Annotated in this window: 19 protein-coding genes; 9 read left to right on the top strand and 10 right to left on the bottom strand. The window is 49.7% G+C overall.

Translation table 11 applies throughout. The features are described 5' to 3' along the window. Positions 1-4: 4 nt before the first annotated feature. From QZT80_RS00500 to QZT80_RS00485, 4 genes are all read right to left on the bottom strand, one after another. Positions 5-3,349 carry a SusC/RagA family TonB-linked outer membrane protein gene (locus tag QZT80_RS00500; RefSeq protein ID WP_295116535.1) on the bottom strand — a complete coding sequence of 1,115 codons (3,345 nt, stop codon included), beginning with the start codon at positions 3,347-3,349 and terminating at the stop codon, positions 5-7. Positions 3,350-3,732: 383 nt separating this feature from the next. Further along, positions 3,733-4,947 (bottom strand): FecR family protein, encoded by a 1,215-nt coding sequence (locus tag QZT80_RS00495; protein ID WP_295116533.1) that lies wholly within the window; start codon positions 4,945-4,947, stop codon positions 3,733-3,735. Between the two features lie 57 nt (positions 4,948-5,004). Further along, positions 5,005-5,592 carry a sigma-70 family RNA polymerase sigma factor gene (locus tag QZT80_RS00490; protein ID WP_295116531.1) on the bottom strand — a complete coding sequence of 196 codons (588 nt, stop codon included), beginning with the start codon at positions 5,590-5,592 and terminating at the stop codon, positions 5,005-5,007. A 251-nt stretch (positions 5,593-5,843) separates the two neighbouring features. After that, complete coding sequence (locus tag QZT80_RS00485) at positions 5,844-6,299, bottom strand: MaoC family dehydratase (protein ID WP_295116529.1); 456 nt, start codon at positions 6,297-6,299, stop codon at positions 5,844-5,846. Positions 6,300-6,575: 276 nt separating this feature from the next. On the opposite strand from QZT80_RS00485, the gene QZT80_RS00480 reads away from it, so the two are divergent. Then, entirely contained in the window at positions 6,576-9,404 is a 2,829-nt protein-coding gene (locus QZT80_RS00480; RefSeq protein WP_295116527.1) for a pitrilysin family protein, read from the top strand. A 62-nt stretch (positions 9,405-9,466) separates the two neighbouring features. Here the strand turns inward: QZT80_RS00480 and QZT80_RS00475 are convergent, their stop codons facing one another. From QZT80_RS00475 to QZT80_RS00460, 4 genes are all read right to left on the bottom strand, one after another. Then, positions 9,467-9,787 (bottom strand): hypothetical protein, encoded by a 321-nt coding sequence (locus tag QZT80_RS00475; RefSeq protein ID WP_295116525.1) that lies wholly within the window; start codon positions 9,785-9,787, stop codon positions 9,467-9,469. A gap of 69 nt (positions 9,788-9,856) precedes the next feature. Next, positions 9,857-10,807 carry a hypothetical protein gene (locus QZT80_RS00470; RefSeq protein WP_295116523.1) on the bottom strand — a complete coding sequence of 317 codons (951 nt, stop codon included), beginning with the start codon at positions 10,805-10,807 and terminating at the stop codon, positions 9,857-9,859. A gap of 443 nt (positions 10,808-11,250) precedes the next feature. Continuing rightward, positions 11,251-11,601, bottom strand: coding sequence for a DUF4259 domain-containing protein (locus QZT80_RS00465; RefSeq protein ID WP_295116522.1), 351 nt, complete (start codon positions 11,599-11,601; stop codon positions 11,251-11,253). Positions 11,602-11,614: 13 nt separating this feature from the next. Continuing rightward, positions 11,615-11,965 carry a hypothetical protein gene (locus QZT80_RS00460; RefSeq protein WP_295116520.1) on the bottom strand — a complete coding sequence of 117 codons (351 nt, stop codon included), beginning with the start codon at positions 11,963-11,965 and terminating at the stop codon, positions 11,615-11,617. 94 nt (positions 11,966-12,059) lie between these two features. On the opposite strand from QZT80_RS00460, the gene QZT80_RS00455 reads away from it, so the two are divergent. Both QZT80_RS00455 and QZT80_RS00450 read left to right on the top strand, forming a co-directional pair. After that, positions 12,060-12,734 (top strand): SMI1/KNR4 family protein, encoded by a 675-nt coding sequence (locus QZT80_RS00455; RefSeq protein WP_295116518.1) that lies wholly within the window; start codon positions 12,060-12,062, stop codon positions 12,732-12,734. Between the two features lie 107 nt (positions 12,735-12,841). Further along, complete coding sequence (locus QZT80_RS00450) at positions 12,842-13,486, top strand: hemolysin III family protein (RefSeq protein WP_295116516.1); 645 nt, start codon at positions 12,842-12,844, stop codon at positions 13,484-13,486. Positions 13,487-13,529: 43 nt separating this feature from the next. Here QZT80_RS00450 and QZT80_RS00445 read toward each other — a convergent pair whose 3' ends face one another. Together QZT80_RS00445 and QZT80_RS00440 are read right to left on the bottom strand one after the other, a co-directional pair. After that, positions 13,530-14,192, bottom strand: coding sequence for a suppressor of fused domain protein (locus QZT80_RS00445; RefSeq protein WP_295116515.1), 663 nt, complete (start codon positions 14,190-14,192; stop codon positions 13,530-13,532). Positions 14,193-14,221: 29 nt separating this feature from the next. Beyond that, the gene (locus QZT80_RS00440; protein ID WP_295116513.1) at positions 14,222-14,767 is read right to left on the bottom strand and encodes a GNAT family N-acetyltransferase; all 546 of its coding nucleotides are present in this window, start codon (positions 14,765-14,767) and stop codon (positions 14,222-14,224) included. A gap of 142 nt (positions 14,768-14,909) precedes the next feature. On the opposite strand from QZT80_RS00440, the gene QZT80_RS00435 reads away from it, so the two are divergent. From QZT80_RS00435 to QZT80_RS00410, 6 genes are all read left to right on the top strand, one after another. Next, positions 14,910-15,233, top strand: coding sequence for a DUF6122 family protein (locus tag QZT80_RS00435; RefSeq protein ID WP_295116511.1), 324 nt, complete (start codon positions 14,910-14,912; stop codon positions 15,231-15,233). A 33-nt stretch (positions 15,234-15,266) separates the two neighbouring features. Then, positions 15,267-15,728, top strand: coding sequence for a hypothetical protein (locus tag QZT80_RS00430; protein WP_295116509.1), 462 nt, complete (start codon positions 15,267-15,269; stop codon positions 15,726-15,728). A gap of 84 nt (positions 15,729-15,812) precedes the next feature. Further along, on the top strand, positions 15,813-16,949 hold the full coding sequence (locus QZT80_RS00425; RefSeq protein WP_295116508.1) for a cysteine desulfurase family protein: 1,137 nt from the start codon (positions 15,813-15,815) through the stop codon (positions 16,947-16,949). An 18-nt stretch (positions 16,950-16,967) separates the two neighbouring features. Beyond that, entirely contained in the window at positions 16,968-18,686 is a 1,719-nt protein-coding gene (locus QZT80_RS00420; RefSeq protein WP_295116506.1) for an XdhC family protein, read from the top strand. Then, positions 18,683-19,666 carry a GTP 3',8-cyclase MoaA gene (gene moaA, locus QZT80_RS00415; protein WP_295116504.1) on the top strand — a complete coding sequence of 328 codons (984 nt, stop codon included), beginning with the start codon at positions 18,683-18,685 and terminating at the stop codon, positions 19,664-19,666. Before QZT80_RS00420 ends, moaA begins: the two co-directional genes overlap by 4 nt. A gap of 3 nt (positions 19,667-19,669) precedes the next feature. After that, positions 19,670-20,800: molybdopterin molybdotransferase MoeA (locus QZT80_RS00410; RefSeq protein ID WP_295116502.1), on the top strand; the 1,131-nt coding region annotated here is incomplete at its 3' end.

Raw genomic sequence — 20,800 nt, 5'->3', positions numbered from 1 at the left:
CGGATTAAAAGGTGGCAAACACTTGCAGCGATACCTGCCTGGTGAAAGGATAATCAAGACCGCGCTCCTGGCGAACGCTGGACACGTAAAACAGCTCGCCTGTGTTGGCGGTTACCGTCAGCGACTTCACCCCTACACGCTGTAACCATACCTTGTTGTACACATCGTACGCGAGGTTCACGTTCTGGCAGGTAAGTGTAGACTCATCCTGTACGAAACGGGAAGACGGATAAATGCGCAGTATCTCATTCAGCCCTCTGTAGAAGCTTTTATCACCCGGCTTCTGCCACCTGTCGGTAAATACACGTTGGTCTACGTTCAGGAACCTGTCGGCATTCTCGATCTTTTCGATCAGCGTCTGGTTGTATAACTGTCCACCAAAACGGAAGCCGAAGGATGCGTTAAGGGTGAAGTTAGAATACCTCACCAGGGTACTGAAGTTACCACGGTATTTAGGCTGGCTAAGACCAACAGGTACCCGGTTATTGGCATTCCAGGTATAGGTCACTTCGCCCTTACTGTTCACGAACAGCTCCCGGCCGGTGCTGGGATCAATACCCAGTGAAGGCACCGCATAAATGGTATTCTGGGAAGCACCTTCGCGGATGATCTTGTTGGGTGTATTACCTGGCATCACCAAAGCCAGTTTGGCGTTGGCTGCTTTCATGGCTTCGGATAACTGCACAATGCGGTCTTCGTTGTAAGCAATGTTACCGGTTACCGACCAGGCAATGCGCCGGGCGGGTTTGTTGATGATCAACACGCTGGCCATGGCTTCCCAACCTTTCTGGCTAAGTTTACCGATGTTCTCGATGTAATCGGTAAAGCCGTTGGAGTAAGGCAGTTCGAGTGAAGACAGCAGGTTAGATGTATTTTCTTTATAGATATCGGCCTGCAGGGTAACACGACGATTGAACAATTCTGATTCGAAGCCAGCATTGTATTTACCGGTTTTCTGCCACTGCAGGTCTTTATTGCCCAGGGCAGTTTGCACCGCGCCCAGCCAGGTTTTATAACGGTCGTTGGTGATGTAACCGTAAGTAGCCAACGGCTGGTAAGCCGAGAACTGCTGGTTACCGGTAATACCGTAGGTAGCTCTCATTTTCAGGCGGTTTACGAAAGGCACATAATCCCTAAAGAAAGATTCATTGTGTACGTTCCAGGCCACACCTGTTGCCCAGAACTTGGCAAAACGTTTATCAGAACCAAATTGAGAAGCACCATCGAGGCGGTACGACATTTCCGCAAAGTAACGTTCATCGTACCCATAGTTCAGGTTGGCCAGGGCACCTACCCTGCGGGTAGTAGCTTCCCTACCGTCGGGGGATGCCCCCTGTTTGTACTGAAGGGCCATACCAATGAAGTCGATGCTGGCATCAGGGAAACCTTCGGCACTAAACAGGTAGTTACTGACTTTATCTTCTGTGATATCGCCGGCAACACTGGCAGTAACGCCATGCTTACCTGCGAACAATTTGTTGTAGGTAAGAGCCAGCTGACTATTGTAATTCAGCAACTTGCCACTGTTATAATCATAACTACCCTTGCGGATTATATCTGCTTCGCTGTAGCTGGCAAAAGAGGAATGCGCAGCGGGTTTAAAAGCATCGGCGGTATTAGTATTGGTGGTAATACCTGCACCGGCGTGTACCAGGATGCTGCTTACCGGCCTCCAGTCTAACTGGAAGTTGTTGGTAATTTCGGTATATCCGCGTCTGTCGAATGTATTGAGCGTAGCATCGTACATCGGGTTAGGGTAAGCAGTGGTACCATGTGTACCCTGCGTCCAGTAATCCCAGTTAAATGGAGAGAAACTCTGCACGATGCGGCCATTGGCGTCGTACGGGCTCCAGTAAGGATTCAGCTTTACGTAGTCGCCGAAAGATCCCCAGGGCGATTCGTTGCTTTTCATATTACCCACTTTAAGGGTATTACGGAAGTTCAGTTTATCAAGGCGGTAAGAGATATCTACTGTACCATTGATGGTTTCGCGACGCGAGCCTTTCATCACACCATTCTGTCGCTTGTACTCTCCCTCCAGTGAGTAACGGAAAGCATTGTCGCCACCTTCGAGCCGCAGGGAATGGTTCTGGTCTGTTTGCGTACGTAAAGGTTTCGCCATCCAGTCCGTATTCACACCACTTTCCACCAATTCTTTAATCTGGTTGTAGTACTGCTGCAAACCAATATTCTGCTGGGCATTTTTGGTGGTGCTGGCGTAGTAACCCGACAAACGTTCGAGTTCCAGTTTATCTTTTGCGTTCAGCAAATGATAGCTGCTCAGGTCGGGCATGCTCAGGTTAAGACCGCCCCTGTAGGTGAGGCGTAATTTACCGCCCACAGGTTGTTTCGTCGTAATCACCACTACGCCGTTAGCGCCGCGTGAGCCATACAGGGCGGTAGCAGAACCATCTTTCAGCAGGGTGATCGACTCGATCTCGTTGGCGTTTAAATCCATCATACGCTGCAGCGTTGTCGGGAAACCATCTAGGATGATGAGGGGTGTATTGATCGCCGCCGCTGTGTTATCCTGCAATTCGTCGATATTGGGAAGGTTCCTGGTACCGCGCAGCTGTATATCTGGCAGGGCGTTCGGGTTAGAACCCATGTTGTTATTGGTAACGAGGTAGAAAGAAGGATCAATGTTACCGATGGTCACGAAGATATTACGGCCCTGGAACCTTTGCAGTTCCTTGGCAGTAATTACTTTGGCCGCACCAGTAAAACTTTCTTTCGATTTATTTAGGATACCTGTTACCACCACATTATTGATCGTGGAGATAGAAGGAGCCAGTACGATATTGATCGTACGGTTATCGTTCTTCACTGTATAGTATACAGGCCTGTACCCCACATACGTGATGGCCAGCACATCACCCGGATCTGCATCAATCTGGAAACGGCCCTGCGCGTCGGTAGATACGTTCTTGTTTTTGCCCTGCACCCTTACTGATGCACCTGGCATCGGCGCGTTTTCTGTACTGTCCAGTACCCGTCCGTTCACTACCTGGAAGGCCAATGCTTCGGTGGCGGTAGTAACCGGCGTTGCCGGTTTAGTCGAAAGCACGATCGTTTTGGTACTCTCTTTAATCTCGAAACGGAAAGGCTGATCTTTCACCACAAGTCCCAATACTTCATTCAGCGCCATATTGTTCACGTCTAGCGAAACCGATTTAGCATCTGCAAGCATCTCCTGGTTGTAGAAGGTAACATAACCGGTTTGCTGTTTAATGAGCTGGAATACTTTTTTCATGGACAGGTTTTTACCGGAGAGCGTCACGTTTTGTGCAACTACGGCGGCCTGGACCTGCATGAGCATAGCAGTTAATAGTACAATTGTCAGTTTCATTGCAAGAACAATTGATGCTGCGTTGGTACGATGGTGTTGCGGTGTAGGCCGGGCCATCGCAGGCAGCGTTTTTTTGGTTGATGCCCCCTGGGCCGGTTGCTGCCCTAAAGAAACGGCAGTAACATACGGCTTGGGATAAGCTGTAAAATCCATAACTTACGTTTGGTTTTGGGTTGATAAAATAAGCGGTAACTCCTGTCAGAGAAATTAGTTTATGGGATCGGCCCAGCCATATTACCGGGGGCGTTGCAAGCGCCTTCGGTTTTTTTGTGGGCTGTCCCAACAGTCTTTTTTAAGTGATCATCATGTTAGCATATTTAGATTTACTGGTTGAATGTTAGCATATATAAAGGCGTAGTTCCCCGTCCGGCAACGAATGCCAGTTATGGTATCACCACTAATTTGCGGCCTTGTTCCAGCCTGAAATGCACATTTGATTTTTCCAGGATCTGCAATACATCCTGTAGCGTGTTCTGTTTGTTGATCTCGCCTCCAAAAGTGGCGGCAGGTATGCCTTTGGCATAAGTAACCTCTATATCGTACCAGCGTTCGAGCTCCCGCATTACTTCTCCGAGCGTCGCATCATCGAAATTAAACAGGCCGTTTTTCCAGGCCATTACTTTGTCGAGGTCTGCATGCCCCGTTAATGATAATTGTGCTGCGGCAGGCCTAACCTCCGCTTGCTGTCCCGGTGCCAGTAACTGCGACTGCCGGTAGGCATTTAATCTCACGGCTCCATCGAGCAGTGTTGTTTTTATAACAGACTCGTTCTTGTATGCTTTTATATTGAAACTGGTACCCAGTACTTCTACTTCCGTGGCATCGCCTACGGCTACCCTGAAAGGCATGTTGGCGTTCTTCGCGATCTCGAAATAAGCTTCCCCTTCCAGTTGTACCCGCCGCTCGTTACCGCTGAAGGTAACGGGGTAACGTACGGAGCTGGCGGCGTTGAGCCATACCCTGGTGCCATCTGGCAATTGTAACCGGAACTGCCTGCCCTTAGGTGTACTAATCGTATTGTAAGCCACTTCGCCATCAGCACTGCCCGCATAGGCCAGCTGCCCGTTCTGCAACATCACCTGCGCACCGCCCTGCTGTGCTACAACACCATTCCCCAAACTGTCCAGCACGACGGTTGATCCGTCGGCCAGCGTCAGCACTGCCCCGTCTTTGCCGGGCGCTATCGGCGCTATCACAGCGGCCTGCCGTTGACTAATCGCTCCCTCTTTGCCACCCCGGTTCGTTTGCCAGAGGTAAGCGCCTGTACCTAACAGTAACAGGCCTGCCGCTGCATAACGCACCAGCGGTCTTTGCAGCAGGCGTATTTTAATAGGGGGCCTGTCACCCGCCAATTCACTGATCCGATCCATCCCCCTTTGCTTATTAAATTCACTGTTCTTTTCAATGCCGTGCCAGGTACTCAGCATTTGTTTCACCGCGGCGGGGTCGCCCAGGCTGTTATACAACGCCTTATTGGCGGCGGACCTCTCTTTCCAGTCTTCCAGTAACTGCCACTCTTTTTCCGTAAGCGCTTCGCCGCATAATAATTTTTGCAGCAGGCCCGGTAATTCATTATCAATATTGGAAAACTCGTCCATCACCATCCGGTTGTTTCAAGTAAAACAACTGAAGGAACGAAAGCGTGACAGATATTTTTAAAAAAATATGAGGGAGAGTAATACTTCGTTTAGCCCCTTACGCACCAGTTCCGTTTTCAGTTCTTTGATCGCCCGGCCTTTCCGCTGCCGGAGGTTATCCATGCTGATGCCCAGTTTTTCTGCAGCCTCCGCCGAGGGCATCCCTTCTATGTAAAGCAGTTCTACCACTTCGCGGTAAGCCTGCGGCAGCCTGGCAATTTCCTGGTAAATGATGCGCATCAGGTCTGATTCTACCACCAGCGCTTCCGCTCTTGAATCGACCAGCACCTCCGTTTCTGATATTTCCTGCTCGCTCTGCGCACGTACCTTCTGGTGTTTCAGGTAATTAAGACTGGCGTTACGGGCCAGTGTAAACAGGTAGCCCCGCAGTTTGCCAGCCGATTCGAACCGGGTAGGCAGCTGCCATAGTTTCACCAGCGTATCTACCGCTATATCTTCTGACTGTTGCTGGTTTTGTGTAATGTTAAGGGAGAAATATACGAGGGAGCTATAATAAGTATCGTGCAAATAGGGATATATGGCGGCATCTCCATCGGCTATGCGCGTGAGCAACTCATTCTCCTCATATAGTGTATTGGCTGGCAATTCTCTTTGCTATTGGACCGTAAATATTCTCAAACTATAATAATATATATATCAAACCGGCGGCGGTTATCTTCGCTATAACGGTCCTGCATTCCCGTAATTCAACATGATTTCCTGTTCAATTGCGCAGTTTTTCCTGCTTTCTGCTGCCAAAGTACAAAAAAAACCGCAATTCCTGATCCGGCTCGCGGACTTGGAATTGCGGTGGTTTATTCAGGAGCCCTGATCGCCAGGACTATCAGTATTAAATTTTAGAAATGGTACAGGAACACCACATCACCAGTATAGGCTGGTTTTGCTTTGCCCTTGATATTCAGCGTAGCGCCGATAATTACTTTGGTAGTACCCCTTAAATCGATAATGGAATTGAGTTTCGCTTTCAATTGCACCTCATCATCTACCATTACGGCCTGGCCGAACTTAAACTGTTCGATACCATAGTTGATCTCCATCTTTACATTGCGGATATCTGCAATTTGCTTCCAGAGATACGGAATTAACGATAAGGTAAGATAGCCGTGGGCAATGGTACTCTTGAACGGCCCTTCATTTTTTGCCCTTTCGGTATCGCAGTGGATCCACTGGTGATCAAGCGTCGCATCTGCGAACTTGTTGATCTGCTCCTGGTCTATTTTATGCCATTGGGAAACGCCAATTTCTTTTCCCTCAAATGCCTGGTATTCCGCGAAACTGTTAACGATGACCATATTCTTTAGGTTGTTTTTTAATTTTTTAGCGCGATCGGCTTGCAAAATACATTCTTCAAATGACAATTTAAACTTCACTGGCCTGGGGGCATCAAAAATATTTATTTTATAGCATACAAGCGTTTGCAGACGGCGTTGCCACGTTCGCCTCATCCGCCATTTCCCCCTTTCATCAAGCCCCCTCCTCCCCAAGTGACCGATTATCATTATATTTATGCGCCCCCCTTGAATGAGGGCTACATAGTGTTACAATAAATCCAAACCATTAAAATTTTTATGCGCAAACATTTCCTCGTACTGGCGTTCCTAAGCACCGCTGGTACATTTTGTTACCATCCCTCAGCGGCACAACAGGTAAAAAAGGCTCCGGTTGTTGTAATTCCTGCAGACACAGACGTTAAGATCGGCAAACTGGCCAATGGTCTTACTTATTACATCCGCAAAAATGCAGAACCCAAAAACCGTGCTGTTTTATTTATGGCGGTTAAAGCCGGTTCTCTGCAGGAAACCGACGCCCAGCAGGGCCTCGCTCACTTTGCAGAGCATATGTCGTTTAACGGCACCAAAGACTTTCCAAAAAATGAACTGATCAACTACCTGCAAAAAGCCGGTGTTAAGTTCGGGGCCGACCTGAACGCCTACACCAGCTTCGACCGCACGGTATACCAGCTGCCTATCCCTACCGACAGTGCAGCACTGTTCCATAATGGTTTCCGCATACTGGCCAACTGGGCGGGTTATGTAACCATGGAAAACAGTGAGATCGATGCTGAAAGAGGTGTTATTGTGGAAGAAGACCGCGCCCGTGGCAAGAACGCCCAATCACGTATGCAGAAGGAAGTGATTCCTGTGCTGATGAAAGGTGCCCGCCACGCAGAACGTATCCCCATCGGTAAAATCGACATCATTCAGCACTTTAAGTATGAAGAGATGCGTAATTTCTACAAGGACTGGTACCGTCCGAACCTGGAAGCGGTAATTGCCGTGGGCGATTTCGATCCGGCGGAAGTAGAAAAGATGATCAAAGAGAACTTCAGCCCACTGAAGAACCCTGCCAGCCCTAAACCGCTGCTCACCTACAACCTTCCTGAAAATAAGGAACCGTTATACAAACTGGTGACCGATGTGGAATTTCCCTACCACGTAGCCATGGTAACCATGCGCCACAAAGGCAGTCCCACCAAAACTGTGGCCGATGCCCGCGAAGGTATGATCCAGTCGATGGTGAACGCCATGCTCGGTAACCGCATCAACGAACTGAAACAGAAAGGCACTGCCCCCTTCCTCGAAGGCCAGTATAGCTACGATGCTTACCAGGGCGGACTGTTTCCCGATGTAGATGCCGCCACTATTGTAGCTGTATCTAAATCACCCGAAGAACTGCCTGCCGCGCTGAAAGGTATGATGGTGGAAGTAGAAAGGATGGCACAATTCGGCTTTACTGCCGGCGAACTGGACATTATCAAAAAGAACATAGACGCAGGTAACGAGAAAAACTACCGTGAAAAAGACAAGATCGCTTCCAACAACTATGTACAGCAATACCTGAACAACTTCCTTACCGGTTCGGCCATTCCTTCGTCCGACTACCGTTATGAGATGACCAAGAAGCTGCTTTCCTCTATCACTTTAGAAGAAGTAAACCAGTGGGCGAAGCAGTCTGCCAAACAGGAAAACATTACCATCCTGGTACAGGCGCCTGAAAAAGATAAAGCTAAAATGCCCGGTGAAGCACAACTGCTCGACATCGTTCGTAATTCCGGCAAAGGTGTTACGCCTTATGTAGATAACGTGGTAAACAAACCTTTACTGGCCAGCAAACCTGCAGGTGGTAAGGTAGTAAGTGAAGAAAAGATCGCCGGCATTGGCGTTACCAAACTGAAACTGTCGAACGGTGTACAGGTGATCCTGAAACCCACCGACTTCCGTAACGACCAGATCGCGTTTAACTCCTTCGCTACCGGCGGCACCTCCCTGGCCAACGATAAAGAGAACATAGCGATCGGTTATGCCAGCAACATTGGCAACGATGGTATAGGCGAGTTCGACAACAGCCAGTTACGCAAACTGCTGGCCGGTTCTACCGCTAACGTTTCCACTTACCTCAATGAGCTTTACCAGGGCTTCGGCGGCTCCGTTTCGCCTAAAGACCTCGAACAGGCTTTACAGCTGATCTACGCTTTAGCCACTAACCCGCGTAAAGACGAGGTAGTATTTAAGAAAAACATCGAAGACTATAAAGTATCGATCGCCAGCAAAGGTGTGCGTCCCGAATCTGTTTACGGCGATACCGTAAATGCTGTACTCACCAACTACAGCGAAAGAGAAAGACCCGCTACCCTGGCCGATGCCGATGCTATTTCGCTCGATAAATCATTCGCTTTCTATAAAGACCGTTTCTCCGATGCCAGCGGCCAGACTTTCGTATTCGTAGGCAACTTCGATATCGAGAAAATCAAACCACTGCTCGAAACTTACCTGGGCGGCCTGCCTTCTACTAACCGTCACGAGCAATATGTTGTACACAACCTTTCGCCAATGACCGGCAAGGTAGAAAAAACCGTACGTAAAGGCATTGAGGACAAAGCATCCGTACAACTTTTCTTCCACGATACCTACGAGCATACCCTGGAAAACAACATCCAGCTGACTGCCCTTAGCGAGATCATGGAATTTAAAGTACTGGAGCGCCTGCGTGAGAAAGAGAGCGGTGTATACACCCCGGGTGTGAGCGTATCGTTCAGAAAACTGCCAACCCCTTACTACACTTTTACTATCTCCTTCAACTGCGCTACTGCCAATGTAGATAAACTGGTAAACGCAGCATTGGACGAAGTAGCTAAGCTCCGTAAAGATGGTGCTACTGCAGACGATGTGGAGAAATTCAAGGCAGAGAGCAAACGTGCCTATGAAGTAGACCTCCGCGAGAACGGGTTCTGGCTGAACTACCTGGTGAGCAAATACCGCAACAACGACGATCCGTTGAGCGTATTAACCAGCAACGAACGCCTGGAAAAAGTTACGCCCGCCTCTGTTAAAGCGGCGGCCGAACAATACCTGAGCGGCAAGAATTACTTCAAGGCCGTACTGGTACCTGAAAAGTAGTCGTTATAAAATTATTTTGAAGACGGGCCATCCTTCGGGGTGGCCTTTCTTTTTATAGTACTTTACCCGGCTGGTGGTGGCGGTGCGGCCGTATCGTCGCCAAACATCGATATTTGCGCCACAACCTGCTTCTTCGGCTCCTTCGGCCGGCTTTTCTTCTCCGGTTTCGCAGGCACATTCGGCCACACGTCTGCTGCTATTTCCGTTTCGCTAAAGGTTGGCTCATTTGTTACAGCCTCCTGTTGTGCTGGTCTGTTTTCTTTTGGGGCAGATGCGATAACAGGGCTGGTGGTCGTTTCGCCGCTTACGAGCGGTTCGTCAGGCCGGGTACTCACCGAAAGCGCCGATGCCATTAGTTCATCCGCGTCCGTTTCCGCGGGCATCTCTTCCTGGGCTGCGTACGCCTCGTCTTCCTGCTTCTGGGTAGGTTGCTGAGGTGTAGTGTTTAAAGCCTATTCAATAGGCAACGCCTCCTGCGTATGCGGATGATGTCCAGGCTCCGCAGCCGCGGCAATCGTGTTTTCCACGTCAACTTCAGGCGTAACAACCAACGCTGCATCCTCTCTGCCACCCACCACCACGGCATCATTTTCCGGGATAGATGCGATCACCTGTTTTGCGGTCCCATCCGGATCCGCGGGTCCATCTGGCGCTACATCCACAGCCGCCAGCATAAAGGCACTGTAGTCGCTGTTATCCAGCTTATACTCCACCCCATGTAAATACTGAACGAAGTATACACCAACACCCAGGAACAATGGATCATTACCTGCGGGCGGGAGGATCATTTCCAGTTTAACATCAGCGGCGGTCATTTCGTTTACGTCCAGCGGTATGGATAGTGACGATACGCTTTTGTGTTTCCTTTTTGTAAAGTCGATGGCGGCTACTACCGCATGCAATCGAACATGGGTGGCACCCTGCGGTACACGGAGATGTTTTAAGGGCGAGAAGCCTGGCACTGTAACGGCAGCCTTCCCGGCAGCACGGTCGATATCCACCTGGTAATGCGCCTTCAATGTGTTAGACAGCCCGTTCCTTCCATTAAATTCGAAACCTCTCAGCCGTTGCGGGCCACTTTCCAGCAGGTTCCGCTGCCCGTGCATGCTTTTACCATGTTCGCGGGTTATTTTACGGATAGCACTGTTCAGGCGCAGGTGTTTGCGATTATCGGTTATATGTACAATACCGTCTTGTAACGCATCACGTATACTTTTACTGTCTTTACTGGCGGTCAGAAAATCGTTCAGCGTCGTGCGCGAGTTCTCAAATGCCGGCGATTCCAGCACCTGTTTCCTGTTAGGGCCTTTACTTCGGCGTACCTTTATCCCATGACCTACCCTAATGATGGTGAGTCCACCCAGCACCTCTTCAATCTTCCTGCGCATCTTTTTTTGAAGCATTGCTATCAGTTTTTGTTACGGATGAGGGCGTTGGGGCACCCTCTAATATGGTTTTACTCTCGCGGAAAATGTCCTGTACTTATCGTTTGGGCCGTGGTTCGTCGTTACGTGGTCGTTCTTGCTTTCGTTCGTGAAATCCCCCCCCTAATATCGTTATTCCTGTTGGAAATATGCGGCATTATATCGTCAGGAGTCCTCTGTATATGTTCTACTAGTGTTTTACTAGAGTTACATTCAAGTTACGTTATTCTAATATTTTCCTAATGTTAATCTAATGTTATTCTAATCTTTTCCTAATCTGAACCTAATCCGAGTGCGTGTTGAAAGCGTGTTGAGAGTACGTTGAGTGCACAGTTACAGTATGCTAAAAGCAAAGGGGCTGGTGGTGCAGATGTATACACCTGCACTACCAGCCCCTGCTGTAGTTTTAACTAATGATCGTTTTACGCCAGCTGTGCCAAGCGTTCTTCCAGTTCCTTCTTCTCTTCTTCTACCGCGGCACGTATTTCATCGTTATAAATATATTCCTCGTCCTGCAGCACAAATTCCAGTGCGCGGACGCCCAGGGCCAGGTCAGACTTTAAATCATTGATAGGCCAAACGTATACACGGCCCATCATGACCAGGCAGGAAGCGGCGGCGCGCAGGGTGCTGGCGGCATCGTACTCGTCGGGCGAGCCGGGTGCTGGTATTTGCAGCGCTTCCCTTACCTGTACGGCCAGGTTCGTATTGTCCATTAAACCGCCGAACCAGTCGGCCGCGAGGTCGTTATCCCATGGTTCATTTCCCCACATATATCGTGATGTTTTAGTGTGATGAATTTTCTTTCAGGGCCTGTACTCTGGCAAACAGGTCGTCGGCCGACTGTTTAATTTCCGGCTTATGCTTAGCCGGGAGTTTAGTACGGGCAAACCAGTTATAAAACGCATCCATCCATTCCTTTACTTCCGGCTGTTTCACCAGGTGGCTCATATGAGGCACTTTGTCCAGTATATAAAGCAGCATTTCCACGTGTACCAGCATTACATGCACCGGTTTGTCTGATGTTTTATAGAATTCAGCGATTTCCCTGATCTGGTTAATGGCGAGGTGAACGTAGCGGGCGGGTTCGAGGTCGGCGTGTTGATTGCCGGTGGGCGTTCCGTTATAAAAGGTCATATCTTAATTGGATAGTAAGGCGCTAAAAATATAAAATTTGCGTGATATGCAAGCATAAAAAAAGCTAGCTTAGCAGCGATACAAATTGTTACACATGACCGGCACCTACTTCGGCAAGATATTCCAGCTCTATGCACTGGGAAGAAATTATGGTTACACCGATGAAGAATTACAGGAGGCAGAAACGAAGTTGGGTTGTAGCCTTCCGGCAGCACTGCGGGAATATTACAGGGTACTGGGCAAAAGAGACCAGGTAAACGACGCCCACAACCGTTTACTGCCACCGGAAGACCTATACTTCAGCACAGATAAAACGCTCGTTTTTTACGAAGAAAACCAGGCAGTAGCTGTCTGGGGCTTCAGAAAAGATGATATACAGCAGGAAGATCCGCCGGTTTTCGGCGCCTACAACAATGAGTTCGACGACTGGTTCGAGGATTCCCCCTCTACCGCTGCCTTTTTACTATCCATGGCTTACTGGAATGCTGCGCTGGGCGGGCTGCCCCATAACGCCATGACAGAACGGCTATCTGCCGAAAACGTCGCTTTTATTGAGCAGCACTGGGAAGAGCAAAAGAACATCAGTTACCAGTTCCTCCGTTTCTTCACCCACGACCATAACCAGATACTGGTGCTTACTGTCGATAAGGATGGCGCGCCAAATGGACTTTACCTGGCAGCGAACAATAAAACCGAATATAAAAACATCGTTGATACACTGGCGTTACAGTGGCAATACCGCAGCGACGAAAACGACCAGGACGCGTAACAGAACACTGACAGCACGGCAGCCCTTACGCCATTACCGCTAAAATGGAGCGGCGGCATATTTATTGGTAACTTTGGTAAAGAAACCATTATATACGCAGCAGTACCATGCACACACAGAATAAAAAATACACATATACCAACAAACAGGAAGCCGTAAATGGCCTGATCCACGGTTTGGGCATTCTCATTGGCCTCAGCGGCCTGCCCGTACTAACCGGCATCGCCACTGCCCATAACAACACACCGGGCATTATCGGGGCTGGTATTTACGGCTTTTGCTTCCTGTTCCTCTTCACCAGTTCCACCGTATTTCACCTGCTGCGCGACCCTACAGTGAAGCGCACCTTCGAAATATTCGATCACATCAGTATTTATTTCCTGATAGCAGGTACTTACACGCCGTTTTTGCTGGTGTATTTTAACAATGCCTTTGGTATTACACTATTATCGGTACTATGGGGACTGGCCCTGGCAGGCACCATTGTAAAGTCGATGTTCACGGGTCGGTTTAACATACTATCCACGGCCGTGTACGTAATCATGGGCTGGATAATGGTGGTGGGTGGCAGGCGCTTCATCGATCATGTGCCTTTATCGGTGCTGATCCTGATAGCAGTAGGCGGGTTATTATATACGGCAGGTGTATACTTTTATGTGCGTGGTAAAAAGATGTATTCGCACGCCGTGTGGCATTCGTTCGTACTGGCCGGGGCGATGTGCCATTACGTGGCGGTGTTATTATCGATGTAAATCAACACTGCACGGGGCAAAACCCCGTGCAGTGCAATCATATCTACTTCCTTGTAAGATCAGTGATCAGCAGGGGATTCGTTTTCTTCATTTCCTCAATAAATGCCGCAATTGCTTCTACCGTTGGCGCTTCTTTAAGCTGCTCTACTTCTTTATCGGTAATACCCACCAGTTGCAGGAACGATACTTCGCCATGCGGTGTATCAATTTTGCCCAGTTGCGGGTCTAAGGCAATTACAAAACCGGTGATCGCTGTATCGGTATTCAGGCGGATAGGTCCGCCGGCAGGCACAAAATGATGCTCTTCGAACCAGCGGCCGCTGGATATAACGTAACGGGCCAGGTTGTTCATTACCTGCAGCATCCAGAACGGGTCGTTTGCATCACCCGCAAAAGGCACTAGCCGGCAGGTAAATTCAAATCCCCATTTAGAGAAATCACCCCCGGCCTTTTCCTCATTGTAATACAGTTCACTCATGCCGTAACTGACAATATGCCGGTGAAAATCCTGGGCATTACTGTCGTAAATACTGGCCCCGTCGATAGGGTCGGTGCCGCCGGCCATGTAATGGAGTCCGCATAACGGTGGGTAATGGCGTGGCTCCTCCGAGCCATACACCTTTTCGAGGGCAGCATCTATCGAAAACCAGCCTACTGCATCATCTTCTTCAAACTGTTCTTTGTACTCTTCCTTTGTCATCTTCATATCCGTTTCCGTTGTTTATTGATAATTTCTTACAGTCCGTGTTCCTGCTTTGTGATCCGGTACTGGTGAACGCTTTTGTAAACGCCCTTTACCCTGTATTGGTCCTTCAGCTCCCCTTCCTTTATCATGCCCACATTTTGTAACACCTTTTCAGAAGAAGGATTGTCTGTAAAGCAGGTAGCAAATATCTTGTTGAGTCTTACTTCATCAAAACCGAACCTGACCACCCGTTTCACCGCCTCCGTCATAAGTCCTTTATTACGGTAATCCTCGCCCATCCAGTAGCCAATTTCGGCGCGGTTATCGGTTGTATTGATGTGCATACCGATAGCGCCTATCAGTTCGTTGATTTCCCTTAGTACAATAGCAAATGCGTAGCGTTCGCCATTTTTGAAGCCATGCCAGCCCCCGGCGATCCAGGCCACAGCATCTTCTTCCGTATAGGGGTTGGGGATGTTCAGTACATTTTCGGAGATCGCTTTACTGTTGCCATTTTTAAGCAAGGCAGGTACATCGCTGACAGCCACTTTGCGCAATATAAGCCGGGGTGTTGTGAGTTCGGGAAATGGGTTCATTTGCATCGGTTTTCATCCTTTAAAATAATTAAATTCCACTTTACCCGAAGAATATTTTTAGGTAATATGGGGATGATAGCGTTACACAGCAACCGCATCGGCCCACCATTTTATTACCGCAAAACCCTACTTTTGCCCCCGGATGATGCAACAGGTTATTCACTACTTCCTACACTTCGGCTTCCCGCTGCTAATTGCCGCTGTTTTTTACAGGCCCGCCTGGATAAAAGCGTATGTGATACTGATGCTCACCATGCTCGTAGATGCAGATCACCTGCTGGCCATTCCCATATTTGATCCCTGCCGTTGCAGCGTAGGTTTTCATCCCCTGCACAGCTACCCTGCCATTACCGTGTACATGATACTGCTCATATGGCCTAAAACCAGGCTGGTGGGCATAGGCTTATTGCTGCACATGCTCACCGACAGCATCGACTGCCTGTTTATCATGAAAAATTGTGGGTAGATTCGTTATCTTGTTCAGGTAATTTACATCAATATGCACATCACCAGGAACATCCACGTTGCAGCACTGCTGCCCCTTTTGGCTTTTGCCGCCTGCACAACACCCGCCGCGCCCACCAACTCCTTACAAGGCACATGGCGACTGATATCAGGCACTACCATCGAGAAAAACGACACCGTTACCACCGACTACACAGCCGGCAAGTCCTTCATCAAAATCATTAACGGTTCCCACTTCGCCTTTACCGGGCACGACCTGGTAAAAGGCAAAGACTCCGCCAACGCATTTTTCACATCCGGAGCGGGTACTTATACTTTGATAGACGGCAACTATACCGAGAAGCTCGAGTACTGCACTGGCAGAGCATGGGAAGGCAACGAGTTTAAATTCAACATTACGATCGCGAACGATACGCTGGTGCAGCAGGGAGTCGAGAAGGTGGAAGCTGCAGGGGTAGACAGGATTAATATTGAACGGTATGTGCGGGTGAATTAATGTCAGTTTATAGCATCCTGCCCATACCTGTCGGCACTTACGCCCGTTTTTCGTAGCTTTAAGGAAGACGAACCAGTTAAGCGGATGGACCATCAACCCATATATCTCGATTATAATGCCACTACCCCCTGCGACCCGCGGGTGGTGGAGGCCATGTTACCATACTTTACGCAATACTTCGGTAATCCTGCCAGCGCCGACCATCAATATGGCTGGAAGGCGAAGGACGCTGCCGATGAAGCCCGCGAACAGATAGCCGCATTGATTGGCGCAGCCGCCGGCCAGGTTATTTTCACCTCCGGCGCTACCGAGTCCATTAACCTGGGGCTGAAAAGCATCGCAGCAAAAGCCGGTCATATCATCTCCTGCAAAACAGAACACAAAGCGGTGCTGGATACGCTCGCTTACCTGGAAACAAAAGGCCTCAGCGTTACTTACCTGGATACCAACGAATCGGGAGCGCTTTCGCCAGCGGCAGTGGAAGCGGCAGTTACTCCTGATACCATTGCTGTGGCCATCATGTATGCCAATAACGAAACCGGCGTTATTCATCCTGTAAAAGAAATTGGCAACATCACCCGCCAACATAACATCGCTTTCTTTTGCGATGCTACGCAGGCGGTGGGCAAAATAAACGTTGATGTAGAGCGTGATAATATAGACCTGATGGCCTTTTCATCGCACAAATTGTATGGGCCTAAAGGTGTTGGCGCATTGTACACCCGACAGCGGCGAACACTGTTTGCACAGCAACACGGGGGCAGTCACGAGTTCGGGTTGCGGAGCGGCACTTTAAACATGCCGGGCATCGTAGGGTTTGGCAAAGCGGCGGCCATTTGTGCGTTAGAAATGCAGCAGGAGGCACAAAGACTTTCGGCATTACGCGACCAACTGGAGCAGACCATGTTACAACAGTTGCCGGGCGCTTCCGTAAATGGCGGCCATAACCGGCTTCCACATGTAACCAACCTGCTGCTACCCCACCCCAATGCCGAGCAACTTTTATTGTCGTTATCGGCGCACCTGGCCCTGAGTCGCGGCAGCGCCTGTTCCGGACTGGTACAGCAACCATCTCATGTACTAAAAGCCATGGGATTAAATGATGAACAGGTGTACCGCGCCGTGCGTTTTAGCCTCGGGAGATTTACGAGCGGCAATGATATCGACAAAGCAATGATGTATATTACGCATGCTATACTGCATGGCGAACCAGCCGGATAGTGAACGAAGACCATTTACATGAAAGAGATCAGGCAAATTATACAGGCATACGTGCAGGCGCGCAGTGAGGGTAAAAGAGCAGTGCTGGCCACTGTTGTGCATATAGAAGGATCTGCCTACCGTGCCCCCGGCGCCCGCATGCTGATTACCGAAGACGGGCAACTTACAGGCGCCATCAGCGGTGGATGCCTGGAGGGCGATGTATTACGAAAGGCTTTACTTGTTATTACAGATGAAAAGCCATTACTTATTACCTACGACACCTCCGATGAAGAAAACGCCCTGATCGGCGTAAGCTTAGGCTGTAATGGCATTATACGGATACTACTGGAACCGATTCGTGAAAGGCAGTCAAATAACGTAATCGAACTTCTGCAGCTGGCTATGGACAAAGAACACCAGGCCGTGCTGATCACCTTCTTCTCCCCTTCCGACAAAAAGCAATTGCTGCAGGGAACACAGGCAGCACTTATCAACAATAACATACTAACAGCAGCAGGCGGTTTGCCGGTAGCTGCAGCAGATATACTCCCAGACCTCAACAGGGTGCTGGCAGATAAGGCATCGGCATTCGTGCAGTACCCTTCCTTCACCGCTTTCATCGAATATATCGCTCCCGTGCCCTCGCTGGTTATTGCCGGTGCAGGTAACGATGTAATTCCACTGGTGCAAATGGCTGCGTTGCTGGACTGGGACGTGACATTGTTGGACGGACGGCCTGCATATGCGAACCAGCGCCGCTTTCCCGGCTGCCAGGTCATGATCACACAGCCGGACAAAGCACTACAGCAAATACAGGTGAACGAGCATACCGCTATCGTGTTAATGTCGCACAACTACCAGTACGACAAAGCCGTGTTAGCGCAGGCCCTTGCCAGTACCGCCGCATATATAGGCATACTGGGGCCTAAAAAGAAAAAGGACAGGCTGATGGAAGAACTGGCGGCAGAAGGCGTTGTACTCCCTGCACAGGACTGTGTATACGGCCCTATAGGCCTCGACATTGGCGCAGAAACATCAGAAGAAATTGCCCTCGCGATCATAGCAGAAATTAAAGCCGTGTTTGCAGGCAGGCCCGGAGCGTCGTTACGGAGTATTAACGGTAATATTCATCAGCGCAAAACACAAATCGTGGCGCCGATGCAAACTTACGCAGTGCTGTTACTGGCCGCCGGTGCATCGAAACGTTTAGGGGCAGCGAAACAAGACCTCCTTTACCAGGGCGATACATTACTGCGGCATGCCGTACGAACTGCGAAAGAAATTGCGGCCGCTGCTACCGTAGTGGTTACAGGCGTTGATTACAACAAAGAACAATTACACGATTTGCAGCCGGATATTGTAGTGAACACGCAAGCACAGGAAGGTATGGGCAGCTCCGTACGCGAAGGTGTTCGTTACATCTGTGACAAGTACCCGCAAGTGCAACATATACTGATTATGCTTTGCGATCAGCCTTATGTAAACGCCGCTCATTTAAGGGCGCTGATCGATATGCAGCAAACAAAAGGCACAGCCGTGGCAGCCAGTTATTATGCAGGTAGAAAAGGCGTGCCTGCGCTATTCCAGGCATCGCTGTTCCCGCAACTGCTGGCGTTACAGGGAGATACGGGCGCCAAACATCTTATTGAAAACCTCGGCGACGAAGCAGTTACCGTTGCTTTTCCCGAAGGCGCCATTGACATTGACACAAAAGAAGCCTATCAACAAATACTCGAAGGAGAAAACAGAAAATGATTTTTGACAAGCACGATAGAGGACATAATTACCTTCGGATATCACTCACAGATCTCTGCAACCTGCGGTGTACGTACTGTATGCCGGACGAGGACTATCATTTTATGCCCACAGCGCACCTGATGCAACCGGCAGAGATAGAAGCCATCAGCAAGATATTTGTATCACTGGGTGTAAATAAAATACGTTTAACAGGCGGCGAACCCATGGCACGGCGCGACTTCGGGGATATCCTCCAACGTTTGTCGGCCCTGCCGGTAACACTTACGCTAACAACCAATGCCACACTGCTCCACCGTCACATAGACGCTTTGGCAACAGCAGGCGTACGCAGTCTCAATATCAGTTTAGACACCTTACACGCCGCCACCTTTTTAGCGATCACCCGCCGCGACCAGTTCGACACGACCATGCACAACATACGCCTGGCCATTTCGCGCGGCTTTCGCGTTAAAATTAATATGGTGGTGATGAAGGGCGTCAATGAACAGGAAGTGATCGATTTTGTAGAATGGACAAAGGACGAACCCGTAGATATCCGGTTCATTGAGTTCATGCCATTTGACGCGAATCACTGGGCGGCAGCACAGGTATTTACAAAACAGCAGATACTGGAACTGATCGCCGGGCGGCACGAATTTGAAGCCCTGCCGCAGGAAGCACATGCTACAAGCGAACCTTATGCCGTACCCGGTTACAAAGGCAGCTTTGCAGTGATCAGCACCATGAGCGCTCCTTTTTGCGGGGGCTGCAACCGTATGCGCCTTACGGCGGATGGCAAGATGAAGAACTGTCTCTTTTCCAAAGATGAAACCGACCTGCTGACTGCTTTAAGAACAGGCCAGCCACTTGAGCAACTGATCCGCCAGAACATATTGGGCAAGGCGGAGAAGCTGGGCGGACAGTTTGGTGATACGCCATTTGAAGAACTGCATGGCGAGCAACTTATTAACCGTAGTATGATCAGTATAGGTGGATAACATATGATATCAGTAACAACAGCCAAATCCATTTTGGGAGATCAGGAATTTGAACGAAAGGTCAGTCGCAAGCCACTGGTCGATGCGGTGGGTCTTGTACTGGCCGATAACGTATACGCACAAACGGACATTCCCTCTTTTGATCAATCGTCAATGGACGGGTACGCGTTTCGCTTCGGCGACTGGCAGCCGGGCAACACCTTAAAAGTAGTGGGCAAACTACCCGCAGGACATAGTGGAGGTTTACAATTACAGGCCGGAGAAGCCGCCCGCATTTTCACCGGTGCACCTTTACCCGGGGGTGCAGATACCGTGGTGATGCAGGAACAGACCGAAGTACAGGGCGATCTTCTAAACATATTGCAAACGGGACTACAACAGGGCGACAACAAACGCACACGCGGAGCAGAAATACGTGACGGAGAACTGGCGCTGGAGAAAGGTAACCTTATCACCGCCGGGGCCGCCGGGTTTTTAGCGGGTACGGGGTGTTACGAAGTGACCGTTTACGACATGCCTTCGGTGGCAGTGGTTATTACAGGCGACGAACTGCAGCAGCCTGGTCAGGCGCTTCCATATGGGCAGGTATACGAGGCATCTTCTACCATGTTACGCATTGCGTTGCGGCAGATGGGGATTACCGATATACAGCTTTACTTCGCGAAAGACGATCCGGAGGAAACAGTGGCAGCCTTGAATAAGGCTTTACGGTTGTGCGATGTAGTGTTGCTTACAGGCGGAGTAAGCGTGGGCGAATTTGATTTCGTGGTACCTGCGGCCGCGCGTTGCGGAGTACAACAACTGTTTCACCGCATCAAACAAAGGCCGGGCAAACCGCTCTATGCAGGCAGGAAAGGCAATCAGCCGGTGTTTGGTCTGCCAGGCAACCCCTCTTCCGTGCTTACCTGCTTCTTCGAATATGTGTGGCCGGTATTAAGGCGACTGACGGGGCATGGACACCAGTTAAAGGTATTGGCGGTACCGTTGTCCGCGCCGCACCACAAAACAAACCAGCTTACCCATTTTTTGAAAGGGTATTATGCAGACGGCCGTGTAACCATATTACCCGCCCAGGATTCGTACCGAATGCGCAGTTTCGCCACCGCCAACTGCCTCGTAGCGTTGGACGAAGCG

The sequence above is a fragment of the uncultured Chitinophaga sp. genome, assembly GCF_902168175.1.
Taxonomy (GTDB): Bacteria; Bacteroidota; Bacteroidia; order Chitinophagales; family Chitinophagaceae; genus Chitinophaga.
This window is presented reverse-complemented; position numbering and strand designations above follow the sequence as displayed.

What these genes read in the sequence shown, in the direction of transcription:
- QZT80_RS00460 (WP_295116520.1), bottom strand. Translation starts at nt 11,965, where the DNA reads ATGACCTTTTATAACGGAACGCCCACCGGCAATCAACACGCCGACCTC.
- QZT80_RS00435 (WP_295116511.1), top strand. Translation starts at nt 14,910, where the DNA reads ATGATGCAACAGGTTATTCACTACTTCCTACACTTCGGCTTCCCGCTG.
- QZT80_RS00485 (WP_295116529.1), bottom strand. Translation starts at nt 6,299, where the DNA reads ATGGTCATCGTTAACAGTTTCGCGGAATACCAGGCATTTGAGGGAAAA.
- QZT80_RS00445 (WP_295116515.1), bottom strand. Translation starts at nt 14,192, where the DNA reads ATGAAGATGACAAAGGAAGAGTACAAAGAACAGTTTGAAGAAGATGAT.
- QZT80_RS00465 (WP_295116522.1), bottom strand. Translation starts at nt 11,601, where the DNA reads ATGTGGGGAAATGAACCATGGGATAACGACCTCGCGGCCGACTGGTTC.
- QZT80_RS00420 (WP_295116506.1), top strand. Translation starts at nt 16,968, where the DNA reads ATGAAAGAGATCAGGCAAATTATACAGGCATACGTGCAGGCGCGCAGT.
- QZT80_RS00500 (WP_295116535.1), bottom strand. Translation starts at nt 3,349, where the DNA reads ATGAAACTGACAATTGTACTATTAACTGCTATGCTCATGCAGGTCCAG.
- QZT80_RS00495 (WP_295116533.1), bottom strand. Translation starts at nt 4,947, where the DNA reads ATGGACGAGTTTTCCAATATTGATAATGAATTACCGGGCCTGCTGCAA.
- QZT80_RS00480 (WP_295116527.1), top strand. Translation starts at nt 6,576, where the DNA reads ATGCGCAAACATTTCCTCGTACTGGCGTTCCTAAGCACCGCTGGTACA.
- QZT80_RS00425 (WP_295116508.1), top strand. Translation starts at nt 15,813, where the DNA reads ATGGACCATCAACCCATATATCTCGATTATAATGCCACTACCCCCTGC.
- QZT80_RS00455 (WP_295116518.1), top strand. Translation starts at nt 12,060, where the DNA reads ATGACCGGCACCTACTTCGGCAAGATATTCCAGCTCTATGCACTGGGA.
- QZT80_RS00440 (WP_295116513.1), bottom strand. Translation starts at nt 14,767, where the DNA reads ATGAACCCATTTCCCGAACTCACAACACCCCGGCTTATATTGCGCAAA.
- QZT80_RS00475 (WP_295116525.1), bottom strand. Translation starts at nt 9,787, where the DNA reads ATGCCCGCGGAAACGGACGCGGATGAACTAATGGCATCGGCGCTTTCG.
- QZT80_RS00430 (WP_295116509.1), top strand. Translation starts at nt 15,267, where the DNA reads ATGCACATCACCAGGAACATCCACGTTGCAGCACTGCTGCCCCTTTTG.
- moaA (WP_295116504.1), top strand. Translation starts at nt 18,683, where the DNA reads ATGATTTTTGACAAGCACGATAGAGGACATAATTACCTTCGGATATCA.
- QZT80_RS00450 (WP_295116516.1), top strand. Translation starts at nt 12,842, where the DNA reads ATGCACACACAGAATAAAAAATACACATATACCAACAAACAGGAAGCC.
- QZT80_RS00470 (WP_295116523.1), bottom strand. Translation starts at nt 10,807, where the DNA reads ATGCTTCAAAAAAAGATGCGCAGGAAGATTGAAGAGGTGCTGGGTGGA.